Source organism: Mycobacterium sp. 155, assembly GCF_000373905.1.
Taxonomy (GTDB): Bacteria; Actinomycetota; Actinomycetes; order Mycobacteriales; family Mycobacteriaceae; genus Mycobacterium.
Genome location: NZ_KB892705.1, coordinates 3771798 through 3791403, shown reverse-complemented (window position 1 = coordinate 3791403; position 19606 = coordinate 3771798). Strand labels below are relative to the sequence as shown.

Sequence of the window (19606 nt, the reverse complement as noted above, 5' to 3'; positions counted from 1 at the left end):
TAGTGCGCCCTGTGGGCCCGCTACCGGCGAGTGTGGCAGGACCGCCACTCTGTGGCAGCTACTATCGCTTGGGTGTCGGACGGCGAACAGGCCAAACCACGACGGCGCCGCAGTCGCCGCCGCGGCCAACGCCGTGCCCAGCGGGCTGCCGGACCGCCCGACGCGAGTACCGACCAGTCCAGCGAACATCCCGCGGAGTCCGCGAGCAGCGTTGACAAGCACCCCACCCCGCGGGACCAGTCCAACCAACGCAAACCGCGTCCGCGGCGTCCGCCCGAGCGGTTGCGGACCGTGCACGAGACCTCGGCCGGCGGTCTGGTGATCGACGGTATCGACGGCCCGAAAGACACTCAGGTCGCGGCTTTGATCGGCCGCGTCGACCGCCGGGGCCGGATGCTGTGGTCACTTCCCAAGGGGCACATCGAACTGGGCGAGACGGCCGAGCAGACCGCCATCCGGGAGGTCGCCGAGGAGACCGGAATCCAGGGCACGGTGCTGGCCGCGCTGGGCAGCATCGACTATTGGTTCGTGACCGAGGGCCGCCGGGTGCACAAGACCGTGCACCACTATCTGATGCGGTTCCGGGACGGCGAGCTCTCCGACGACGACGTCGAAGTCACGGAGGTCGCCTGGGTGCCGCTGGACGAGCTGCCCTCCCGGCTGGCCTACGCCGACGAACGCAAGCTGGCCGAAGTGGCCGGCGAGCTGATCGACAAGCTGCAGACCGACGGGCCCGGCGCTCTGCCGCCGCTGCCCCACAGTGCGCCGCGGCGGCGGGCCCAAACCCATTCGCACACCCGCGATCACCGCCGCGACGATTCCGGTCAGCCCCAGCCTCCCCGGCGCACGAACGGATGCGGACAAGGGCCGTGACCGCGGACCCGGCGATGCCCCGTTGGATGTCGACGGCGGCGCGCATCCTCATGGTCGTAGCCGTGCTGTTGCTCATGGCCGTACCTGCTGTGCTGCCACGCGCGGCGGCCGGTGAGCCCGGGCAACTGCCGTTCCTGCAGCTGCGTATCGATCACGTATCCCCCGACCTGGTCACCACCACCAGCGAGCCTGTGGTCACGGTGTCCGGCGTGGTGACCAACGTGGGTGACCGGCCGGTACGCGACGTGGTGATCCGGTTGGAGCATGCCCGGGCCGTGGCCTCGTCCACCGAACTGCGTACCGACCTCAGCGGAGGCCTCGACAAATTCTCGCCCGTCGCCGATTTCATCGACGTCTCCACGGAAATGGCCCGCGGCCAAACGGTTCCGTTCAGTCTGTCCTACCCGCTACGGGCTGCCGACCGGCCATCCCTGCAGATCGACCAACCCGGGGTATATCCGGTGCTGGTCAACGTCAACGGCACGCCGGACTACGGTGAGCCCGCCCGACTCGACGACGCCCGGTTCCTGCTGCCGGTACTCGGAGTGCCGTCCGAGCAACCAGGTGGGCCTGCCGACGGCGGGGCGCTGAGCGCGGTGGTGGCTCCGGACACTTCGCGGCCTGTCGGCCTGACGATGCTGTGGCCGCTGGCCGACCGCCCGCGGCTGGCTGCGGGAGCCCCCGGCGGCACCACACCGGTGCGGCTGATCGATGACGATCTCGCCACGTCCCTGGCCCCCGGTGGCCGGCTCGACACGCTGCTGTCCGCGGTGGATTTCGCCACCGGGCCGACGGTCGATCCGGGCGGTCAGGTCCGTGCCGCACTGTGCCTGGCCGTCGATCCGGATCTGCTGGTCACCGTCAACGCGATGACCGGTGGCTACGTCGTCGACGAGGCCCCCGACGCGGGACCGGGCACCCCGACCCGGCCCGGCACCGGACGCGACGCCGCCGTCGCCTGGCTGAACCGGTTACGCGGGCTGGCCCAGCACATGTGCGTGGCGCCGACGACGTACGCGCACGCTGACCTGGAGGCGCTCAACCGCGTCAACGACGCAGGCCTCAGCGCCATCGCCACCAACGGCGCTGGCGACATCGTCGACCAGATCCTCGGCGTCGCCTCGACCCGCGGAGCAAGCATCGTCGGGGACGGACCGCTCACCGGATCCGCCGTGGACCTGCTCAGCGCCCAGGGCCCGACCGTGGCGATCGCGGCTGCGCACACCACCGCTCAGGACTCGGCAACCGGTGCTCCTGAGACCGCCGACGTCAGGCCGTTGCGATACAGCCCAGACCTGGTGTCCGCGGCATTCGATCCCGCAGTCGGCGCCGCACTGGCCGGTGCAGGTACCGACCCGGTGGCACCCTCGTATCTCGATCCGACGATGGACATCCCGGTACGGCACGACTCGGCGACCGCGCGGCGCCAGGATGCCGTGGGCGCGCTGCTGTGGCAGGGACTGACCCACAGCATCGAGCCGCGCACCCAGATCCTCATGCCGCCGCTGGTCTGGTCCCTGCGTCCCGACGATGCAGAGGCGATCCTGACTTCGGTGGCGACCACCATTCACGCCGGGCTGGCGGTGCCCCGCCCGCTGACCGCGGTGATCGCCGAATCCGCCGCGGTACCCGCCGAACCCGTGCAACCACGGCCGGCCGACACGCTGGGCAATCCGCGCAGCCGCATCGACGATGCGATCATCTCCGGGATCGCGGGGGTGACCGGCAGGCTGTGGGGCCTGACCGTGGCGCTGACCACCGACGAGCGCACCGGCCTGACCGGTACGCAGTACACGGCGCCCCTGCGGGAGGACATGCTGCGGGCGCTGAGTCAGTCGGTGCCACCCGATGCCCGCGACGGGTTAGCCCGCCAGCGCCTGGACATCGTCACGCACAGCGTCAACGACATGTTCAAGGCCGTGACGGTGGTGAACCCCGGCGGCTCGTACACGCTGGCCACCGAACGCAGCCCGCTGCCGCTCGCGCTGCGCAACGACCTTCCTGTGCCGATCCGGGTCCGCCTGCAGATCAACGCCCCGCCCGGGATGACCGTGACCGACATGGGAGTGATCGAGCTGCCGCCCGGCTATCTGCCGTTGCGCGTGCCGATCGAGGTCCACTTCACTCAGCGGGTCGCCGTCGACGTCGCTCTACAGACCGTGGCGGGTCTGCCGCTGGGCGAACCGGTACGCCTTTCGGTCCACTCCAACGCCTACGGCAAGGTGCTGTTCTTCATCACCCTGTCGGCGGGCGCGGTCCTGGTGCTGCTGGCCGGGCGACGCCTGTGGCACCGGTTCCGCGGCCAACCCGACCGGGCCGATCTGGACCGCCCCGACCCGATCGACGTCGCGCGGGCGTTCAATCCAGATGAGCCTCCGACCCAGGGACAGCATCGATGACCGTGCCGACGCCACCTCCTCGCCCACCCGCCGGCGGCCGTCCCGAGCTGTCCGACGCCGCCGTGGTGTCCCGATCGTGGGGCATGGCATTCGCCACCCTGATCTCCCGGATCACCGGCTTCCTCCGCATCGTGTTGCTGGCGGCGATCCTCGGCGCGGCACTGTCGAGCTCTTTCTCGGTAGCCAACCAGCTGCCGAACATGGTGGCGGCGCTGGTGCTGGAGGCCACCTTCACCGCGATCTTCGTGCCGGTGCTGGCCCGTGCCGAACGCGACGACCCCGACGGGGGCACAGCCTTCGTGCGCCGCCTGGTGACCCTGGCCACCACCCTGCTGCTGGTGGCGACGGTGCTGTCGGTGGCATGTGCCCCGATGCTGGTGCGGGTCATGCTCGGCAGCGATCCGCAGGTCAACAATCCACTCACGACGGCGTTCGCCTATCTGCTGCTGCCGCAGGTGCTGTTCTACGGTTTGTCGTCGGTGTTCGGCGCGATCCTCAACACCCGCAACGTGTTCGGCCCGCCCGCGTGGGCCCCGGTGCTCAACAACGTGGTGGCCATCCTCACGTTGGGCCTCTACGTCCTGGTTCCCGGCGAGCTCTCGGTGGACCCGGTGCAGATGGGCAACGCCAAATTGCTCGTGCTCGGAATCGGCACCACGTTGGGTGTGGTGGTCCAGGCCGGCGTGCTGCTGGTGGCGATCCGCTCCGAGCGCGTCAGCTTACGCCCGCTGTGGGGTGTCGACGACCGGCTCAAGAAGTTCGGGGCGATGGCCGCGGCCATGGTGCTCTACGTGCTGATCAGTCAGATCGGCCTCATCGTCGGCAACCAGATCGCCAGCACCGCCGCGGCGTCCGGACCGGCGATCTACAACTACACCTGGCTAGTGCTGCAACTTCCGTTCGGCATGATCGGGGTGACCGTGCTGACGGTGGTCATGCCGCGGCTGAGCCGTAACGCAGCCGCCGACAATGTGCCGGCCATTCTCGACGACCTGTCGCTGGCCACCCGGCTCACCATGGTGACGCTGATCCCGATCGTCGCGATGATGACCGTCGGCGGTCCCGCGATTGGCAGCGCGTTGTTCGCCTACGGCAACTTCGGCGAGACCGACGCCGGTTACCTCGGCATGGCGATCACGCTGTCGGCGTTCACCCTCATCCCGTACTCGATGGTGCTGCTGCAGCTGCGGGTGTTCTATGCCCGCGAACAGCCGTGGACACCGATCATCCTGATCGTCGTCATCACCGCGGTGAAGATCGCCGGCTCGCTGGTCGCTCCGCACCTGACCGACAACCCCGATATGGTGGCCGGTTACCTCGGCCTGGCCAACGGGCTGGGGTTCCTTGCGGGCGCGGGCGTCGGCCATCTGCTGCTGCGGTCCAGTCTGCGTCCGCCGGGCGGCCATCTGGTCAGCCGGCCTGTCGTACGGACCGTCCTGGTGACGATCACCGCGTCACTGGGTGCGGGTCTGGTGGCGTACGTCGCCGATCGGCTGTTCGGGTTGGCATCCCTGACCTCGCATCTGGGCGCGGGCGGATCGCTGCTGCGGCTGCTGGGGCTGGGGCTGATCATGGTCCCGATCATCATCTGGGTGCTGGTGGTCGCTCGGGTGCCGGAAGCTCAGACGGCGCTGGCGATAGTGCGACGCCGGCTCGGCCGCCGGGTGTCGACGCCGCGTGCAGAGGTAGCCGCGTCGCCAGCTGCCCTGCCGGTCCGGCCACGCCGCCCGGCCCCGGTCCCGTACCCTGATCAGAGGAATTCTTCTCCACATCGGTGGTCACCAAACCCGGCGGCCACCTTGGGTGGGGCTCCGGCTTCGGTTGCCGGAGCGGGGATGCGGAAAGGACCACCGTTGACCGACGAATCCGCGGGCGGACCGGCACCCCACCCTGAGGGCACCGCAACGACGAGGCTGCCACGCCCGACCGCCGACAACTTCCGGCCCGACGTGCCCGACGCTCACGACACGGTCGAACCCGACAGTTCGGCGACAGGCCCGTCCAACGGCGCCACGGCAGTCATCAACACTCCGGCCGACTACAGCGGTGACTCCGCCCGCGAACCGACCTCGTTTGCCCCGCGGCGAGAACCGGTGGCCGAAACCGCCACCGACGACGACATCCAGCTGATCCCGGGCGCCACCATCGCCAACGGCCGTTACCGGCTGCTGGTGTTCCATGGCGGGCCGCCCAACCTGCAGTTCTGGCAGGCACTCGATACCGCACTGGACCGGCAGGTGGCGTTGACATTCGTCGACCCCGACGGCGTCATGCCCCGCGAACAGGTGCAAGAGATCCTCTCGCGCACCCTCAAGCTCAGCCGCCTCGACGTGCCTGGTGTCGCTCGGGTGCTCGATGTCGCCCAGAGCGGGTCGGGTGGGCTCGTCGTATCGGAGTGGATCCGCGGCGGCTCGTTGGCCGAGGTGGCCGACACCTCGCCGTCGCCGATCGGCGGCGCTCGGGCCATCCAGTCGTTAGCCGCAGCCGCCGAGGCCGCCCACCGGGCCGGTGTGGCGCTGTCGATCGACCATCCCAGTCGCGTGCGGGTCAGCATCGAGGGCGACGTGGCGCTGGCCTTCCCGGCCACCCTGCCCGAGGCCACGCCCGACGACGACATCCGGGGCATCGGTGCGGCGTTGTACGCCCTGCTGATCGACCGGTGGCCGCTACCCGAGTCCGGCGTACGCAGCGGACTCGAACCAGCTGCCCGCGACGCTGCCGGCCAACCCGTCGAACCACGCGCGGTGGACCGTGACATCCCGTTCCAGATTTCAGCGGCCGCGGCCCGTGCCGTCCAGGAGGGTGGCGGTATCCGCAGCGCACCCACGCTGCTCAACCTGCTGCAGCAGGCCACCGCCATTGCCAATCGCACAGAGCTGATGGAGGCTCCGCACGAACCTCCGGCTCCCGAGCCGGCCCGGCCCTACGCCACCACGGGTGCCGCCGAGGAAGCTGCCGCACGTCGTCGCAAGGGTCTGATGATCGGCTTGGTTGCCGGCGGCGCGGTCATCATCGTCGCACTCGTCGTGCTCGCCTCGATCCTCAACCACATCTTCGGCAACGTCGGCGGTGGGCTGAACAAGGACGAGTTGGGTCTGAACGCGCCTTCCGCCTCGACCACAGCGACAAACGGTTCCGCGCCGTCGGGCAGCGTCGTGAAACCCGTCAAGGCGACGGTCTTTTCGCCTGAAGGAGAGGCCGACAACCCGGGCCAGGCCGGGCAGGCCATCGACGGTGATCCGGGCACGGCGTGGTCCACCGACGCTTACACCGACTCCACACCGTTCCCGAACTTCAAGAACGGTGTCGGACTGCTGCTGCAGCTGCCGCAGCCCACGGTGGTCGGCTCGGTGACCGTCAACCTCGACAGCACCGGTACAGCTGTGCAGATCCGGTCCGCACAGAGTTCGTCGCCGTCGGCACTGACGGACACCACCGAGCTGAGTCCGCCGACCCCACTCAAGCCCGGGTCCAACACCATCACCGTGAACAAGGCAGCACCGACATCCAATGTGCTGGTGTGGATCACGACGCTGGGCACCGTGGATGGAAAGAACCGCACCGACATCTCCGAGATCACCGTGCGAGCGGCGTCCTGACAGGTCATCCACAACCTCCCGGCCGCGCTGAGCACGGCTGAGGGGCGGTCCGACAAATAAGTGTCAGGAGCCTTGCCCGGCACCCCTTAGTGTTCGGCTGTGAGCAGGTTCGGGGGGACCGGAGATCCGTCGGCGTCAGCGGGTACCGGAGCACGCACGGATGCCGAGTTACTCGCCGCCCACGTGTGCGGGGATCGCTACGCGTTCGAGGAATTGGTCCACCGCCATCATCGGCAGCTGCGCCGGCTGGCGTACCTCACCAGCCGCCATGACGACGACGCCGACGACGCGGTGCAGGACGCCCTGCTGTCCGCGCATCGCACCGCGGCATCGTTCCGATACGACTCCGCGGTGAGCAGTTGGCTGTACCGCATCGTCATCAACGCCTGCCTGGACCGGCTCCGGCGGGCCAAGTCCCAGCCGGCCGTCGCGCCCGACGACACCGAACTCGGCCATCTGCGGGACCCCGCAGGCGATCCGGCGCACCGGGTCGACACCGCGATCATGGTGGAACGCGCACTGCTGGCCCTGCCCGTCGAGCAGCGCGCAGCGATCGTCGCGGTGGATATGCAGGGCTACTCGGTGGCCGAGACCGCCCGGCTGCTCGGCGTCGCAGAGGGCACCGTGAAAAGCCGTTGCGCGCGAGGCAGGGCCAAACTTGCGCGGTCGCTGCGATATTTTGATCCCGATGAGCGCCAGCACGCACCCAGCGCCGTCAGACGAGCCGATCACGCCTGACCTGCTCGCTCAGCTGCAGGCGGGGTTGCTCGACGACGCCACCGCCGCCCGGCTGCGTCACCGCGCGCGTACCGAACCCGAAGCAGCGGACATGCTGGCCGCCCTCGACCGGGTGCGCCGAGACCTGGCAGATCTGGCCGACGATGCGCGATCCGCGCCTCCGGTACCCCACGAGGTGACCGCGCGCCTCACCTCTGCGTTACGCGCCGCTCCCCCGCCCGAACACTCACTGAGACCCGGTGTGCACAGGCTGCGCCGGGTCGCTGCCATCGCGGGCGGGTGTGCGGCACTGGCCGTCATCGGGGTCGGCAGCGCCGCACTGATGCACCCCGCCCGGCCCACACCGGCGGCGACGGCGAGGTTCGAGCAGATCACGGTGTCGCGACAAGAACCGGCAGTCGACCTCTCCGAGCCGCAGCTACTCGGGCTGCTGTCCGCCCGCCCTGATCTCGGGCCGCTGACCGATCCCGACCGGCGCGCCCAGTGCTTGTCCGCGCTCGGCTACCCGCCGGGAATCAAGGTGCTGGGTGGCCGGCCCATGGATGCCGGCGGCCGACGCGGCGTGCTGATCCTGCTGCCCTCGGATGTCCCCGGTTCGGTCGTGGGTCTCGTGGTGGCCCCGGACTGCGATGCCGCCCACGCCGGGTTGCTTGCGGACACAATGGTCAAACACCCGTAGTCTGTCCCACGCGTTCGCCGGGAACACCTCAGCCTAGGCTGGCGTTACCAGGCATGCCGAACGACTATCCGGCAGAAAGGCCGATATGACCTCCCCAGAGACCGTCCACGACGTCATCATCATCGGATCGGGACCTGCCGGTTACACCGCTGCCGTGTACGCGGCCCGCGCCCAGCTCAAACCGCTGGTGTTCGAGGGCACGCAGTTCGGCGGCGCGCTGATGACCACCACCGAGGTGGAGAACTACCCGGGCTTCCGCGACGGCATCACCGGGCCCGAGCTGATGGACCAGATGCGCGAGCAGGCACTGCACTTCGGCGCGGACCTGCGGATGGAAGACGTCGACGCGGTCGACCTCACCGGCCCGCTGAAGTCGGTCACGGTGGGCGACGAGACCCACCGGGCCCGCTCGGTGATCCTGGCGATGGGTGCCGCGGCCCGCCACCTCGGGGTGCCCGGCGAAGAGGCGCTGACGGGGATGGGGGTGAGTACCTGCGCCACCTGCGACGGCTTCTTCTTCCGCGACGAGGACATCGTGGTCGTCGGCGGCGGTGATTCAGCCATGGAAGAAGCGACCTTCCTCACCCGGTTCGCCCGCAGCGTGACCCTCATCCACCGCCGCGAAGAGTTCCGCGCGTCGAAGATCATGCTGGAACGCGCCCGGGCCAACGACAAGATCACCTTCCTCACCAACACCGAGATCACCGAGATCGAAGGTTCGCCCAAGGTGACAGGGGTGCGGTTGCGCGACACCGTGACGGGTGAGGAATCCAAGCTGGCCGTGACCGGCGTGTTCGTGGCGATCGGCCACGATCCGCGTTCGGAACTGGTACGCGGCCAGGTCGACCTCGACGACGAGGGTTACGTGCTGACCGTCGGGCGCACCACCGCGACATCGGTCGACGGCGTATTCGCAGCCGGGGACCTGGTCGACCACACCTACCGCCAGGCCATCACCGCCGCGGGCAGCGGCTGTGCGGCGTCCATCGACGCCGAACGCTGGCTGGCCGACAACGACTGATCCCCAACCCGTTTCGAGCGACAGGAATGACACCATGAGTGAGGGCAGCGCGACCGTAGCGGTCACCGACGATTCGTTTTCCGACGACGTTCTGGCCAGCAGCACGCCGGTGCTGGTGGACTTCTGGGCCACGTGGTGCGGGCCCTGCAAGATGGTCGCGCCGGTACTGGAGGAGATCGCCTCCGAGAAGGCCGGTCAGTTGACGGTGGCCAAGCTCGACGTAGACGCCAACCCGGCTACCGCCCGGGACTTCCAGGTCGTCTCGATCCCGACGATGATCCTGTTCAAGAATGGCGCCCCGGTAAAGCGCATCGTCGGGGCCAAGGGCAAGGCCGCGCTGCTGCGTGAGCTCGGCGACGCACTCTGACCCCGCGTTAACAGACGGTAAGACCCGCATCGGCCCGCCAGCCGTTTTCCGGTATTTGGTCGAAATCTGAGACAATGCTGGCTGGTCAGTTTCGGCAACCCGCCGAAAACCAGCCTGGAGGGACCGTATGTCGAGTCTGCGTCACGGTGACCGTGGCGGTGCGGTCACCGAGATCCGGGAAGCGCTCATGGCGCTCGGTCTCATCGACAGCCCCGACGCCGATCTGAGCACCGGTAGGCATGTCGCCCTGGATGTGTTCGATGCCGAACTCGACCAGGCAGTACGTGCCTTCCAGCAGCATCGCGGGCTGCTGGTAGACGGCATGGTCGGAGAGGCGACCTATCGCGCGTTGCGAGAGGCCTCCTACCGGCTGGGTGCGCGCACTCTCACCCATCAGTTCGGTGCACCGATGTACGGCGACGACGTCGCCACGCTGCAGGCCCGGCTCCAGGACCTCGGTTTCTACACCGGCATGGTCGACGGCCACTTCGGCCTGCAGACCCACAACGCCCTGTCGTCCTACCAGCGTGAGTACGGCCTGTATCCGGACGGCATCTGCGGCCCCGAAACTCTTCGCTCCCTGTACTTCCTGGGGTCGCGGGTGACCGGCGGCTCACCGCACGCCATTCGCGAAGAGGAACTGGTCCGCCGGTCGGGACCTCGGCTGTCGGGCAAGCGGGTGATCATCGATCCGGGCCGCGGCGGCTCCGACCACGGCATGATCATGCACGGCCCCGAGGGTCCGATCAGCGAAGCTGACATCTTGTGGGACTTGGCAAGTCGGCTGGAAGGCCGGATGACGGCCATCGGGATGGACACGTTCACCTCCCGCTCCGCCGGCCGCAGTCCGCTGGACACCGAGCGTGCGGCGACCGCCAACACGGTGGGTGCCGATCTGATGATCAGCCTGCGTTGCGCGACTCAGCTCAGCCCGTCGGCCAACGGGGTGGCCTCATTTCACTTCGGTAACTCGCACGGTTCAGTGTCGACCATCGGCCGCAACCTCGCCGACTTCATTCAGCGGGAGGTGGTGGCCCGCACCGGGTTACGCGATTGTCGCACCCACGGCCGCACCTGGGATCTGCTCCGGTTGACCCGGATGCCGACCGTCCAGGTGGACGTCGGTTACATCACCAATCCGCGTGACCGCAATCTTCTGGTCTCCACCCAAACTCGCGACGCCATCGCAGAGGGCATCCTCGCGGCGGTCAAGCGCCTATACCTGCTGGGCAAGAACGACCGTCCTACAGGAACTTTCACGTTCGCCGAGCTGCTCGCCCACGAACTGTCGGTCGAGCAGACCCCGCGCGGAGCGTAATCGATAGAACCCGAACGTGTTTCGGCACCTTGACGGCTACGGTGTTGTGCTGTCCAGGATCTCGGCCGCGGACGCCGAAATCATTGCCGCACTTTGATCGTCGCTCGGCCCGTCACTGCGGAATGCCTCTACCGCTGAATGCGAAGCCCACCGCTCGTACACATTGATCCGGCCCGGATCGATCGGGTCGGCAGTGACCGCGAAGTCGAGACAGCCGTGCGCGCAGCGGGCCTGGTCCACGACGGCTACGCATCCCCGTCAGATATGACTGCCCTTGTGCGGGTTCGACAATGATGTGCCCTGCAACGATGATCACGCGCTGTCTTGTCGTCGAGTACTCCTGCGCTATTCAGGTAGCCAACTTACCGACACCGAATTCATCGGTGATCGGGTGTTCATCGCGGCGCCGATCATCGCCGAGCCGACCGGCAACTCAATCCGGGCACTCGCGAGCAATCGCTCGAGCGCGGCCTCGACCTCGGCCTTCCAGCCGAGGCCCTTGTCCAACTCGAGGCGCAACCGCGGGAAGTACGTGTGCGGAGCGACGATCGAGAATCCGACATCCAACAGGAAGTCGGACCTGATCATGCACTGATCTACGGCGCAATCCCCCAGCACCTGGACGACCGGCGCCAACTCTTCGGGTAGGGACGCGCAGCCTTCGCGGTCGGTGACTGCCTCGGTATAGCCGAACGCCTCCAATGCCCGCACCCCGCGCCGAACAAGATCACCGACCACGGCGGCGAGCAGGCTGGCCGGCAAGCCCTCGGTGTCATCGGTGGATTCCACCGCGACGGCAGTCAACAGCACCGCATCGGCACTGACCGGTGCCGTGGGGAACAGTCGAGCCCGCGGCACCGCCCCGGGCGGGGCATAGAACGCATACCCGAGACAGGCTTCGTCACCCGTGATCGGCGGGCTGAACTCGCCACCAGCGTGGGGCGGAGACTCCACGGCAAGTTGGGCGCACGATCCCCACTCAAGCATGACCATAGAGAGCCAGGCTTCCTTCTCGAACTCGGGATCGCTGAGATGGTCCTCACCACCGAGCGTCGAGGGATCGACCTCCCAGAAGACACACCGCCGCGCGTGCTTCGGCAACTGCTCGAATCCCTCGAGCCGGAGCGGCGTGATGCGTGCTGACACTAGACTCCCCGGTTTCCACACGATGCCGGTATACGCGGCACTCCCTCAAGGATAGGAGAGCTTGGCGGCAACCGCGCGGTCCGCGACGAATCTCTCATCTTCCGCCGCTTTTCGAACGAAATATGGTGCCGCCCAAGTGCTTTCCCTATCGCGACGGTTCACGCGACGATACTTGCGACCCGATGTGTCACAGTGACGTAATTCCCCTGTGTGGTTGGACGTAGGTTTTCAGTGTTCTTCGGTGCTCATCAGTTCGACAATTCGCTGTAGATCGTCGACCGAGCCGAACTCGACGACGATCTTGCCTTTGCGTTTGCCGAGGCTCACGGTCACTCGGGTGTCGAACGTTGTCGAGAGTCGGTCAGCAACGTCCTGCAGACCAGGCATCTGAATCGGCTTCCGCCGCGGCGCCGGAGGGGTCGAGCCATCCCGATTGGCCAGTGTGACGGCCTCTTCTGTGGCACGCACCGACAGTCCCTCGGCCACGATCCGCGCCGCAAGCTCCTCTTGCTTTTCCGGGCCGCCCTCCAGAGCAAGCAGCGCACGGGCATGGCCCGCTGAGAGCACGCCGGCTGCCACCCGACGCTGCACCGCGATCGGCAGCCGCAGCAAGCGGATCATGTTCGAGATCAGCGGCCGCGACCGACCGATCTTTGTCGCGAGTTCGTCGTGGGTGACACCGAATTCGTCGAGCAACTGTTGGTAGGCCGCAGCCTCTTCCAGCGGGTTGAGCTGCACCCGGTGGATGTTCTCCAGGAGTGCGTCGCGCAGCATGCTGTCGTCAGCGGTCTCCCGCACGATCGCCGGGATGGCCGTCAGCTCGGCGATCTGTGCCGCACGCCATCTCCGCTCCCCCATCACCAGCTGGTAGCGCGTGGCGCCATCGGTCTCCACGGCACGCACCACGATCGGCTGCATCAAACCGAACTCGCGGATCGAGTGCACGAGTTCGTCGAGTGCCTCTTCGTCGAAGACCTGGCGGGGCTGCCGCGGGTTGGGATCGATCAGGCCGGGATCGATCTCCCGATACGTCGCACCGACGCCATCGACCTCTGCCCGCGATGTATCAGGTGACGACGACGCGGGCGGGCCGAGCAGAACGTCCGCGGCTGTCGCCCCCATTCGCGGGCTCAAGTAGTCGGTGCCGTCGTCGGCCGGTCCGGTAGGAATCAGAGACGCCAGGCCGCGTCCGAGCCCACTGCGCTTCTTCGCCGGCTGATTCATGATCGTCTCCTGCTCATCGCTGTCAACTGCCCGACCTGTTCGCCAATCGCCCTACTCTGCGCGGGGCGGCGCACCACGGTGCGCGATCTCGCGGCTGGCGTCGAGGTAGCTCAGCGCGCCACGGGAACCCGGATCGTAGTCGAGGATCGTCATCCCGTAGCCGGGTGCTTCCGACACTTTGACGCTGCGCGGAATCACGGTCTTGAGCACCTTGTCACCGAAGTGTTCACGAACGTCCTCGGCAACCTGATCCGCCAGCTTGGTTCGGCCGTCGTACATCGTGAGTATCACTGTGGATACCGACAGATTCGGGTTCAGGTGGGCCTTGACCATCTCGATGTTTCGGAGCAACTGACCGACGCCTTCCAGCGCGTAGTACTCGCACTGGATCGGAATGAGTACCTCCGCCGCGGCCACGAACGCATTGATGGTCAGCAGGCCCAGCGACGGCGGGCAGTCGATGAAGACGTAGTCGAAGTTGTGCTGCTTGAGCTCGGCCAGCGCAGAACGCAACCGACCCTCGCGCGCAACCATACTGACGAGTTCAATCTCCGCGCCGGCCAAGTCGATCGTCGCGGGAATACAAAACAAGCGTTCGTTGTGCGGACTCTGCTGCAGCGCCTCCTGGACCGGCGTCTCACCAATCAAGACCTCATATGAGGACAAGGTGCCAGGCCGGTGTTCGATACTCAGCGCCGTACTGGCGTTGCCCTGCGGATCGAGATCGATCACCAGGATGCGAAGTCCTTGCCGCGCGAGGGCAGCTGCAACATTTACCGCCGTCGTGGTCTTGCCGACGCCGCCCTTCTGATTGGCGATGGTAAAGACCCGCTGATGCGCCGGGCGCGGGAGTTGACCATGCGTGGTGTGCAGGAGCCGGGTGGCCCGCTCGGCCTCGGCCGCGATCGGGGTGTCCATTCCGGTGTCCGCGGTCCAGTCAGAGCGATCGGCACCGCCGAGTGTTTCACGTGAAACGATGCTCGTCTTGGCGGCTGCGGTCCTGCTCCGACCCGAGCTCATCTTCATCTCCTGCTCGTCTTCCCCCGCATTCCGCGCCGTGCCACGACGACGGTTACGGGTGGGTTCAAATAGGTCGCGCCACATCTCACTACCCTGGCATCCACTGCACCGACTGACCTCATCACACGCCGATGTTCCTCTATCTCAACCTCTGCCCGTTCACCTTTGATCGCGAGCATGCGACCGTCCGCTCGCAGCAGCGGCATACCCCACCGGCTCAGTTTGTCGAGAGAGGCAACCGCCCGGGATGTCACCACATCCATCTCCCCCACCTCATCGCGAACAACCCGATCCTCGGCACGCCCACGGACGACCGCCACATCCAAATCCAACTCGGCAATGACTTCGCGGAGAAACTCGCTCCGCCGCAAGAGAGGTTCGATGAGGGTGACTGTGACATCCTGTCGAGCCAGAGCCAACGGTATCCCGGGTAGTCCGGCTCCGCTACCGATGTCGGCTATGCGTTCGCCTTCGATCAGGAGTTCCCCGACAGCCGCGCTATTCAAGACATGGCGTTCCCACAGTCGGTCGATTTCACGGGGCCCGATCAGACCCCATTCCACACCTGCTCCGGCCAGGATGGCGGTGTACCGTTCCGCCACCTCGAGTCGATCGCCGAACAGGTCGGCTGCCACATCCGGCACCGCGGGAACCGGGCCATGTTTCACGTGAAACATCCTCCGCACTCCCGCGGCGACGGGCTACTACACACGAACTACACCGATGTAACTAATGAATCAGCCGAGCAGTACAACGACGCGACGCGACGGCTCGACGCCCTCGCTCTCGCTACGCACACCCTCCACGGCCGCAACCGCGTCGTGCACGATCTTCCGTTCGAACGGAGTCATCGGCGCGAGTTCCTCGCGCTGGCCGCTCTCCAGCACCCGGCGGGCCACCTTGTCGCCCAGCGCGGCCAGTTCATCGCGCCGCCGCCGACGCCACCGCGCGATGTCGAGCATCAGTCGACTGCGCTCGCCGGTCTTCTGATGCACGGCCAGCCGGGTCAACTCCTGCAACGCGTCCAACACCTCGCCTTTGCGGCCGACGAGCTTGTTCAAGTCGCTCCCGCCGTCGATACTCACGACCGCACGATCACCCTCCACATCGAGATCGATGTCACCATCGAAGTCGAGCAGATCGAGCAGCTCTTCGAGATAGTCGCCGGCGATCTCGCCTTCGGCGACCAGTCGCTCTTCGAGATCGTCCGCCGATGGTGTTGTCCGCGGAGCCTCTGGCTCGAGGCCGGCATCGGTGGTCTGTGCGTCCGTCATGTCTGTCTCTCCCTACTTTCGCCAGCCGGAACTGGTCAACGCTTCCGCTTCTTGGAGCGCGCGCCGGGCTTCGGAGTGCGGCCGGCCGCATCCTCCGTCGAGCCCGCTGCACTACCATCGCCCGTGCTTTCGGTCAGTTCGGTCGCCGTACCCTCCGGCTCGTCATCTGCCGAATTCGACTCGGCCTTACGCGATCGACTGGGCTTGGCTCCCGGCGCCGGCGCATTGGCCGCCCGCCGCTCCATCGCCTCGACCTTCTTGGCTTCCTCTTCCTTCTCGATCAATCCGAACACGTAGTGCTGCTGACCAAACGTCCAGATGTTGTTCGAGAACCAGTACAGGATGATCGCGAGCGGCAGGAACGGTCCGCCGGCGACGACGCCGAACGGGAACACGTACAACGCCAGCTTGTTCATCATCGCGGTCTGCGGGTTGGCCGCCGCCTCAGGAGTCTGCCGCGCCACCGACGCCCGGCTGTTGAAGTAAGTCGCAATACCGGCCAGGATCATGATCGGTACGCCAACCGCGATCACCGCCGGTCGGTTGAAGACAGTGAAAGCATCCAGACCCGTGGTCTGCACCATCGTCGCGCCCAGGGGTGCACCGAACAGGTTGGCATCCAGGAAGTGCCCCACGTCGGTCGGGCTGAACACATAGTTGCCCGTGGCCCGGTTCTCGGCCACCGACATGTGCACCTGACCGAATCCGCCCACTGTCCGGTTGAACGACCGCAGCACATGGAACAACCCGAGGAACACCGGCACCTGCGCCAGCATCGGCAGACAGCCGAGGATCGGGTTGAACCCGTGCTCCTTCTGTAACTTCTGCATCTCCAGGGCCATCCGCTGGCGGTCCTTGCCGTACTTCTTCTGGAGCGCCTTGATCTGCGGTTGCAACTCCTGCATCTGCCGCGTCGTGCGGATTTGCTTGACGAACGGCTTGTACAGGATCGCGCGCAGGGTGAACACCAAGAACATCACCGACAGCGCCCAGGCGAAGAAGTTCGACGGCCCCAGGACGAAGGAGAACGCCTTGTACCAGACCCACATGATGGCCGACACCGGGTAATAGATGATGTCGAGACTGAACCAATTAAACATAGGACTCGTTTCTGCCATCTCGGACGGCATCAGCGTTTCGGCGCTCCGGTATCGGATCCCATCCTCCCCGATGCCACGGCCCGCATTTCAGCAGTCGAACCATCGCCAGCCAGCCGCCATAGAACAGGCCGTACTCAGTGAGTGCGTCCACGGCGTACTGGCTACACGTCGGGGTGAACCGGCAAGTGGGCAAGCGCAGTGGCGAGAGCATGTGTCGGTAGAGCTGGATCAAAAAGATCACAGCGCGGGCCGCACCTTTACTTGCCCGCCGGATCATGAAGCCGTACCGAGCCGTACTGTGGCTCGCTCCAGAGCGGCGGTGAGTTGACGTTCCAAATGCGCAGACAGGGCCTCTCGGCAACTCGGCCGCGCCCGGATGACCACGCGATCGGTGGGCTCGAGGCGAGGCAGCACCGTACGGGCAGCGTGCCGGAGACGGCGCGACACCCGGTGCCGCTCTACGGCGTTACCGATGGATTTTGAGACCACCAGGCCGATCCGCGGTCCACTGGCGTCCAAGTCGTCACGCAACGCGTGCACCACCACATCCGGTTGTGCTACGCGCACACCGCGACTGACGGTGGCACCGAATTCCGCGGACCGCCTCATCCGGTTCTGAGCCGGAAGCACCGCGCTAGATCCTGCGTCGAATCACGCAGTGAGCGAACGACGGCCCTTACTACGGCGGCTGGAGACGATGGCGCGACCGGCACGGGTCCGCATGCGCAGCCGGAAACCATGCACCCGCGCACGACGGCGGTTGTTCGGCTGGAAGGTCCGCTTGCCCTTGGCCACGGCAATCTCTCCTTGTTTCTATATGGCACCCGCGGCTCTCCGACCCGATATGTGTCGGTGAGGACGCGACTGTCCCTAATAAGCTGTGGTGCGTCGTGCTCTACTTACCGGCGCAGACTCCGGGCGGACCAGGATCGCAGCCGTATCGCCACGTGCGGGCGACTGCTCGAGGGTACTGACGAGTTTTCGCTGGGTCAAACCTACTACCCGGGCGTATTAGGGCAATGTTGCAGAACGGTTGGCACGTCGAAAGAAAACTGTTAGCTTCTGGCAATACCGTTCGTAGCCGTCCCGCATCGGGCTGGCCTCAGACCAGGAATCGAGGACGTCAAGCACCTGCCACATTCTCACACGATGTGAGCCCGCTACGACGTCCTGCGCACAAGTCAACAAAAGCGACGACGACTGTCCTTTTTCCACAACCTGTGGATAAATATGTGGACAGTTCGTCTTCGTTCTATTGGTCGTCCGTTGACCGGACCTCCAAGGACAGTGATAGGGGTAACCGTCGATGACCGCTGACCCCGACCCGCCCTTCGTCTCGATCTGGAACGACGTCGTTGCCGAACTCAACGGCGACACAACCCCTCAGCAAAGAGCCTGGCTCAAGCTCGTGCAGCCGCTGGTCATCACCGAGGGGTTTGCTCTGCTGTCGGTTCCGACGCCTTTCGTCCAGAATGAGATCGAACGTCACCTGCGCGAACCTATCGTCTCAGCACTGAGCCGCCGGCTCGGGCAGCGAGTCGAACTCGGCGTCCGGATCGCGACCCCGAGCCCGCCGGAGGAAATCGACATCCCCGACAGCCACCTCGAGCCGGCCACGGCCGAAGTCGACGAGGTCGACGATGACCGAGCGGCTCGCGTCAATGTCGAGGAAAGCTGGCCTACCTACTTCAGCAACCCGCAGCCGAGCGCCGCTGCAACCGATGCCAACGCAGTCAACCTGAATCGGCGCTACACGTTCGACACCTTCGTCATCGGGGCGTCCAACCGGTTCGCCCATGCCGCGACGCTCGCGATCGCCGAGGCGCCGGCCCGGGCCTACAACCCGCTGTTCATCTGGGGTGAATCCGGCCTCGGCAAGACCCATCTGCTGCACGCCGCGGGTAACTATGCCCAACGTCTCTTTCCTGGCATGCGCGTCAAGTACGTCTCCACCGAAGAATTCACCAACGACTTCATCAACTCGCTGCGCGACGATCGCAAGGCGACGTTCAAACGCAGTTACCGCGACATCGACATCCTCCTGGTCGACGACATCCAGTTCATCGAAGGCAAAGAAGGCATCCAGGAAGAGTTCTTCCATACCTTCAACACGCTGCACAACGCGAACAAACAGATCGTGATCTCGTCCGATCGGCCCCCCAAGCAGTTGGCCACCCTCGAAGACCGGTTGCGTACGCGGTTCGAGTGGGGCCTGATCACCGACGTCCAGCCTCCCGAGCTGGAAACTCGCATCGCGATTCTGCGCAAAAAAGCCCAGATGGATCGTCTCGATGTGCCCGATGACGTTCTCGAACTCATCGCCAGCAGCATCGACCGCAACATTCGTGAGCTCGAGGGCGCGCTGATTCGCGTGACGGCGTTCGCCTCGCTCAACAAGACCCGGATCGACAAGTCACTGGCGGAAGTCGTGCTGCGCGATCTGATCGCCGACCCCACCACCATGCAGATCAGTGCGGCCGCCATCATGGCCGCCACCGCGGAGTACTTCGAAACCACCGTCGAGGAACTGCGTGGGCCGGGAAAGACCAGGGCTCTGGCGCAGTCCCGGCAGATTGCCATGTATCTGTGCCGTGAACTCACCGATCTCTCGCTGCCGAAGATAGGGCAGGCGTTCGGTCGCGACCACACCACGGTGATGTACGCCGAGAAGAAGATCCGGGGCGAGATGGCCGAGCGACGCGAGGTTTTCGATCACGTCAAGGAACTCACCACCCGTATCCGCCAGCGCGCCAAGCGCTGACGCACACCTCCCCTGCGCTTCCTCCTGCGATCGGCGTCTTGTCGCCGTCCCACATAGTGGTCGTATCGGCTCATCGCGCAGCCGATC

General features: G+C 66.2%; 18 protein-coding genes and 1 pseudogene. 9 read left to right on the top strand and 10 right to left on the bottom strand.

Features of this window, described 5'->3' with window-relative positions; translation table 11 throughout:
- The first annotated feature begins 72 nt into the window (after window positions 1–72).
- From B133_RS0117990 to B133_RS0117955, 8 genes are all read left to right on the top strand, one after another.
- The gene (locus tag B133_RS0117990; protein ID WP_018603024.1) at window positions 73–873 is read left to right on the top strand and encodes an NUDIX hydrolase; all 801 of its coding nucleotides are present in this window, start codon (window positions 73–75) and stop codon (window positions 871–873) included.
- Between the two features lie 26 nt (window positions 874–899).
- Window positions 900–3272, top strand: coding sequence for a hypothetical protein (locus B133_RS0117985; protein ID WP_081618298.1), 2373 nt, complete (start codon window positions 900–902; stop codon window positions 3270–3272).
- Window positions 3269–6871 carry a murein biosynthesis integral membrane protein MurJ gene (gene murJ / locus B133_RS0117980; RefSeq protein ID WP_018603020.1) on the top strand — a complete coding sequence of 1201 codons (3603 nt, stop codon included), beginning with the start codon at window positions 3269–3271 and terminating at the stop codon, window positions 6869–6871. The genes B133_RS0117985 and murJ overlap by 4 nt, the downstream gene beginning before the upstream one ends.
- 99 nt (window positions 6872–6970) lie before the next feature.
- Window positions 6971–7609, top strand: a complete 639-nt coding sequence (sigM, locus tag B133_RS0117975) for an RNA polymerase sigma factor SigM (protein ID WP_018603018.1) — start codon at window positions 6971–6973, stop codon at window positions 7607–7609.
- A complete protein-coding gene (locus tag B133_RS0117970; RefSeq protein WP_018603016.1) occupies window positions 7560–8288 on the top strand; it encodes a hypothetical protein in 729 nt (242 codons plus the stop codon). Before sigM ends, B133_RS0117970 begins: the two co-directional genes overlap by 50 nt.
- Window positions 8289–8373: 85 nt before the next feature.
- Window positions 8374–9309 (top strand): thioredoxin-disulfide reductase, encoded by a 936-nt coding sequence (gene trxB / locus B133_RS0117965; RefSeq protein ID WP_018603013.1) that lies wholly within the window; start codon window positions 8374–8376, stop codon window positions 9307–9309.
- A gap of 34 nt (window positions 9310–9343) precedes the next feature.
- The gene (trxA, locus tag B133_RS0117960; RefSeq protein WP_018603012.1) at window positions 9344–9676 is read left to right on the top strand and encodes a thioredoxin; all 333 of its coding nucleotides are present in this window, start codon (window positions 9344–9346) and stop codon (window positions 9674–9676) included.
- A 127-nt stretch (window positions 9677–9803) separates the two neighbouring features.
- Window positions 9804–10994, top strand: coding sequence for an N-acetylmuramoyl-L-alanine amidase (locus tag B133_RS0117955; RefSeq protein WP_018603010.1), 1191 nt, complete (start codon window positions 9804–9806; stop codon window positions 10992–10994).
- A 36-nt stretch (window positions 10995–11030) separates the two neighbouring features.
- On the opposite strand, the pseudogene B133_RS23005 reads toward B133_RS0117955, so the two are convergent.
- The 10 genes and pseudogenes from B133_RS23005 to rpmH form a co-directional block, all read right to left on the bottom strand.
- Window positions 11031–11310: pseudogene (locus B133_RS23005) on the bottom strand (putative quinol monooxygenase).
- A gap of 29 nt (window positions 11311–11339) precedes the next feature.
- Window positions 11340–12140, bottom strand: coding sequence for a hypothetical protein (locus tag B133_RS23000; protein WP_018603006.1), 801 nt, complete (start codon window positions 12138–12140; stop codon window positions 11340–11342).
- A gap of 228 nt (window positions 12141–12368) precedes the next feature.
- On the bottom strand, window positions 12369–13364 hold the full coding sequence (locus tag B133_RS0117940; RefSeq protein WP_018603004.1) for a ParB/RepB/Spo0J family partition protein: 996 nt from the start codon (window positions 13362–13364) through the stop codon (window positions 12369–12371).
- A gap of 51 nt (window positions 13365–13415) precedes the next feature.
- Window positions 13416–14384 (bottom strand): ParA family protein, encoded by a 969-nt coding sequence (locus B133_RS0117935; RefSeq protein WP_085974198.1) that lies wholly within the window; start codon window positions 14382–14384, stop codon window positions 13416–13418.
- 2 nt (window positions 14385–14386) lie between these two features.
- A complete protein-coding gene (gene rsmG, locus B133_RS0117930; RefSeq protein WP_036418718.1) occupies window positions 14387–15061 on the bottom strand; it encodes a 16S rRNA (guanine(527)-N(7))-methyltransferase RsmG in 675 nt (224 codons plus the stop codon).
- A gap of 60 nt (window positions 15062–15121) precedes the next feature.
- Window positions 15122–15658 carry a R3H domain-containing nucleic acid-binding protein gene (locus tag B133_RS0117925; protein WP_018602997.1) on the bottom strand — a complete coding sequence of 179 codons (537 nt, stop codon included), beginning with the start codon at window positions 15656–15658 and terminating at the stop codon, window positions 15122–15124.
- A 35-nt stretch (window positions 15659–15693) separates the two neighbouring features.
- Entirely contained in the window at window positions 15694–16776 is a 1083-nt protein-coding gene (yidC, locus tag B133_RS0117920; protein ID WP_036419389.1) for a membrane protein insertase YidC, read from the bottom strand.
- Window positions 16751–17035, bottom strand: coding sequence for a membrane protein insertion efficiency factor YidD (gene yidD / locus B133_RS23885; protein WP_081618252.1), 285 nt, complete (start codon window positions 17033–17035; stop codon window positions 16751–16753). The genes yidC and yidD overlap by 26 nt, the downstream gene beginning before the upstream one ends.
- Window positions 17032–17388 carry a ribonuclease P protein component gene (gene rnpA / locus B133_RS0117915; protein ID WP_018602993.1) on the bottom strand — a complete coding sequence of 119 codons (357 nt, stop codon included), beginning with the start codon at window positions 17386–17388 and terminating at the stop codon, window positions 17032–17034. Before rnpA ends, yidD begins: the two co-directional genes overlap by 4 nt.
- 21 nt (window positions 17389–17409) lie before the next feature.
- Window positions 17410–17553: a 50S ribosomal protein L34 gene (gene rpmH, locus B133_RS23880; protein WP_070355130.1), complete on the bottom strand. Its 144-nt coding sequence runs from the start codon at window positions 17551–17553 to the stop codon at window positions 17410–17412.
- A 511-nt stretch (window positions 17554–18064) separates the two neighbouring features.
- Between rpmH and dnaA the strand changes: the two genes are divergently transcribed.
- Window positions 18065–19519 (top strand): chromosomal replication initiator protein DnaA, encoded by a 1455-nt coding sequence (gene dnaA, locus B133_RS0117910; RefSeq protein ID WP_018602991.1) that lies wholly within the window; start codon window positions 18065–18067, stop codon window positions 19517–19519.
- The last annotated feature ends 87 nt before the right edge of the window (window positions 19520–19606 follow it).

Excerpts from the sequence above, each read along its gene's own strand:
- B133_RS0117925 (WP_018602997.1), bottom strand. The coding sequence starts at position 15,658 with ATGACGGACGCACAGACCACCGATGCCGGCCTCGAGCCAGAGGCTCCG.
- B133_RS0117935 (WP_085974198.1), bottom strand. The coding sequence starts at position 14,384 with ATGAGCTCGGGTCGGAGCAGGACCGCAGCCGCCAAGACGAGCATCGTT.
- trxA (WP_018603012.1), top strand. The coding sequence starts at position 9,344 with ATGAGTGAGGGCAGCGCGACCGTAGCGGTCACCGACGATTCGTTTTCC.
- rsmG (WP_036418718.1), bottom strand. The coding sequence starts at position 15,061 with ATGTTTCACGTGAAACATGGCCCGGTTCCCGCGGTGCCGGATGTGGCA.
- yidC (WP_036419389.1), bottom strand. The coding sequence starts at position 16,776 with ATGGCAGAAACGAGTCCTATGTTTAATTGGTTCAGTCTCGACATCATC.
- B133_RS0117985 (WP_081618298.1), top strand. The coding sequence starts at position 900 with ATGTCGACGGCGGCGCGCATCCTCATGGTCGTAGCCGTGCTGTTGCTC.
- B133_RS0117970 (WP_018603016.1), top strand. The coding sequence starts at position 7,560 with ATGAGCGCCAGCACGCACCCAGCGCCGTCAGACGAGCCGATCACGCCT.
- yidD (WP_081618252.1), bottom strand. The coding sequence starts at position 17,035 with ATGATCCGGCGGGCAAGTAAAGGTGCGGCCCGCGCTGTGATCTTTTTG.
- dnaA (WP_018602991.1), top strand. The coding sequence starts at position 18,065 with ATGACCGCTGACCCCGACCCGCCCTTCGTCTCGATCTGGAACGACGTC.
- B133_RS0117955 (WP_018603010.1), top strand. The coding sequence starts at position 9,804 with ATGTCGAGTCTGCGTCACGGTGACCGTGGCGGTGCGGTCACCGAGATC.
- B133_RS0117940 (WP_018603004.1), bottom strand. The coding sequence starts at position 13,364 with ATGAATCAGCCGGCGAAGAAGCGCAGTGGGCTCGGACGCGGCCTGGCG.
- trxB (WP_018603013.1), top strand. The coding sequence starts at position 8,374 with ATGACCTCCCCAGAGACCGTCCACGACGTCATCATCATCGGATCGGGA.
- murJ (WP_018603020.1), top strand. The coding sequence starts at position 3,269 with ATGACCGTGCCGACGCCACCTCCTCGCCCACCCGCCGGCGGCCGTCCC.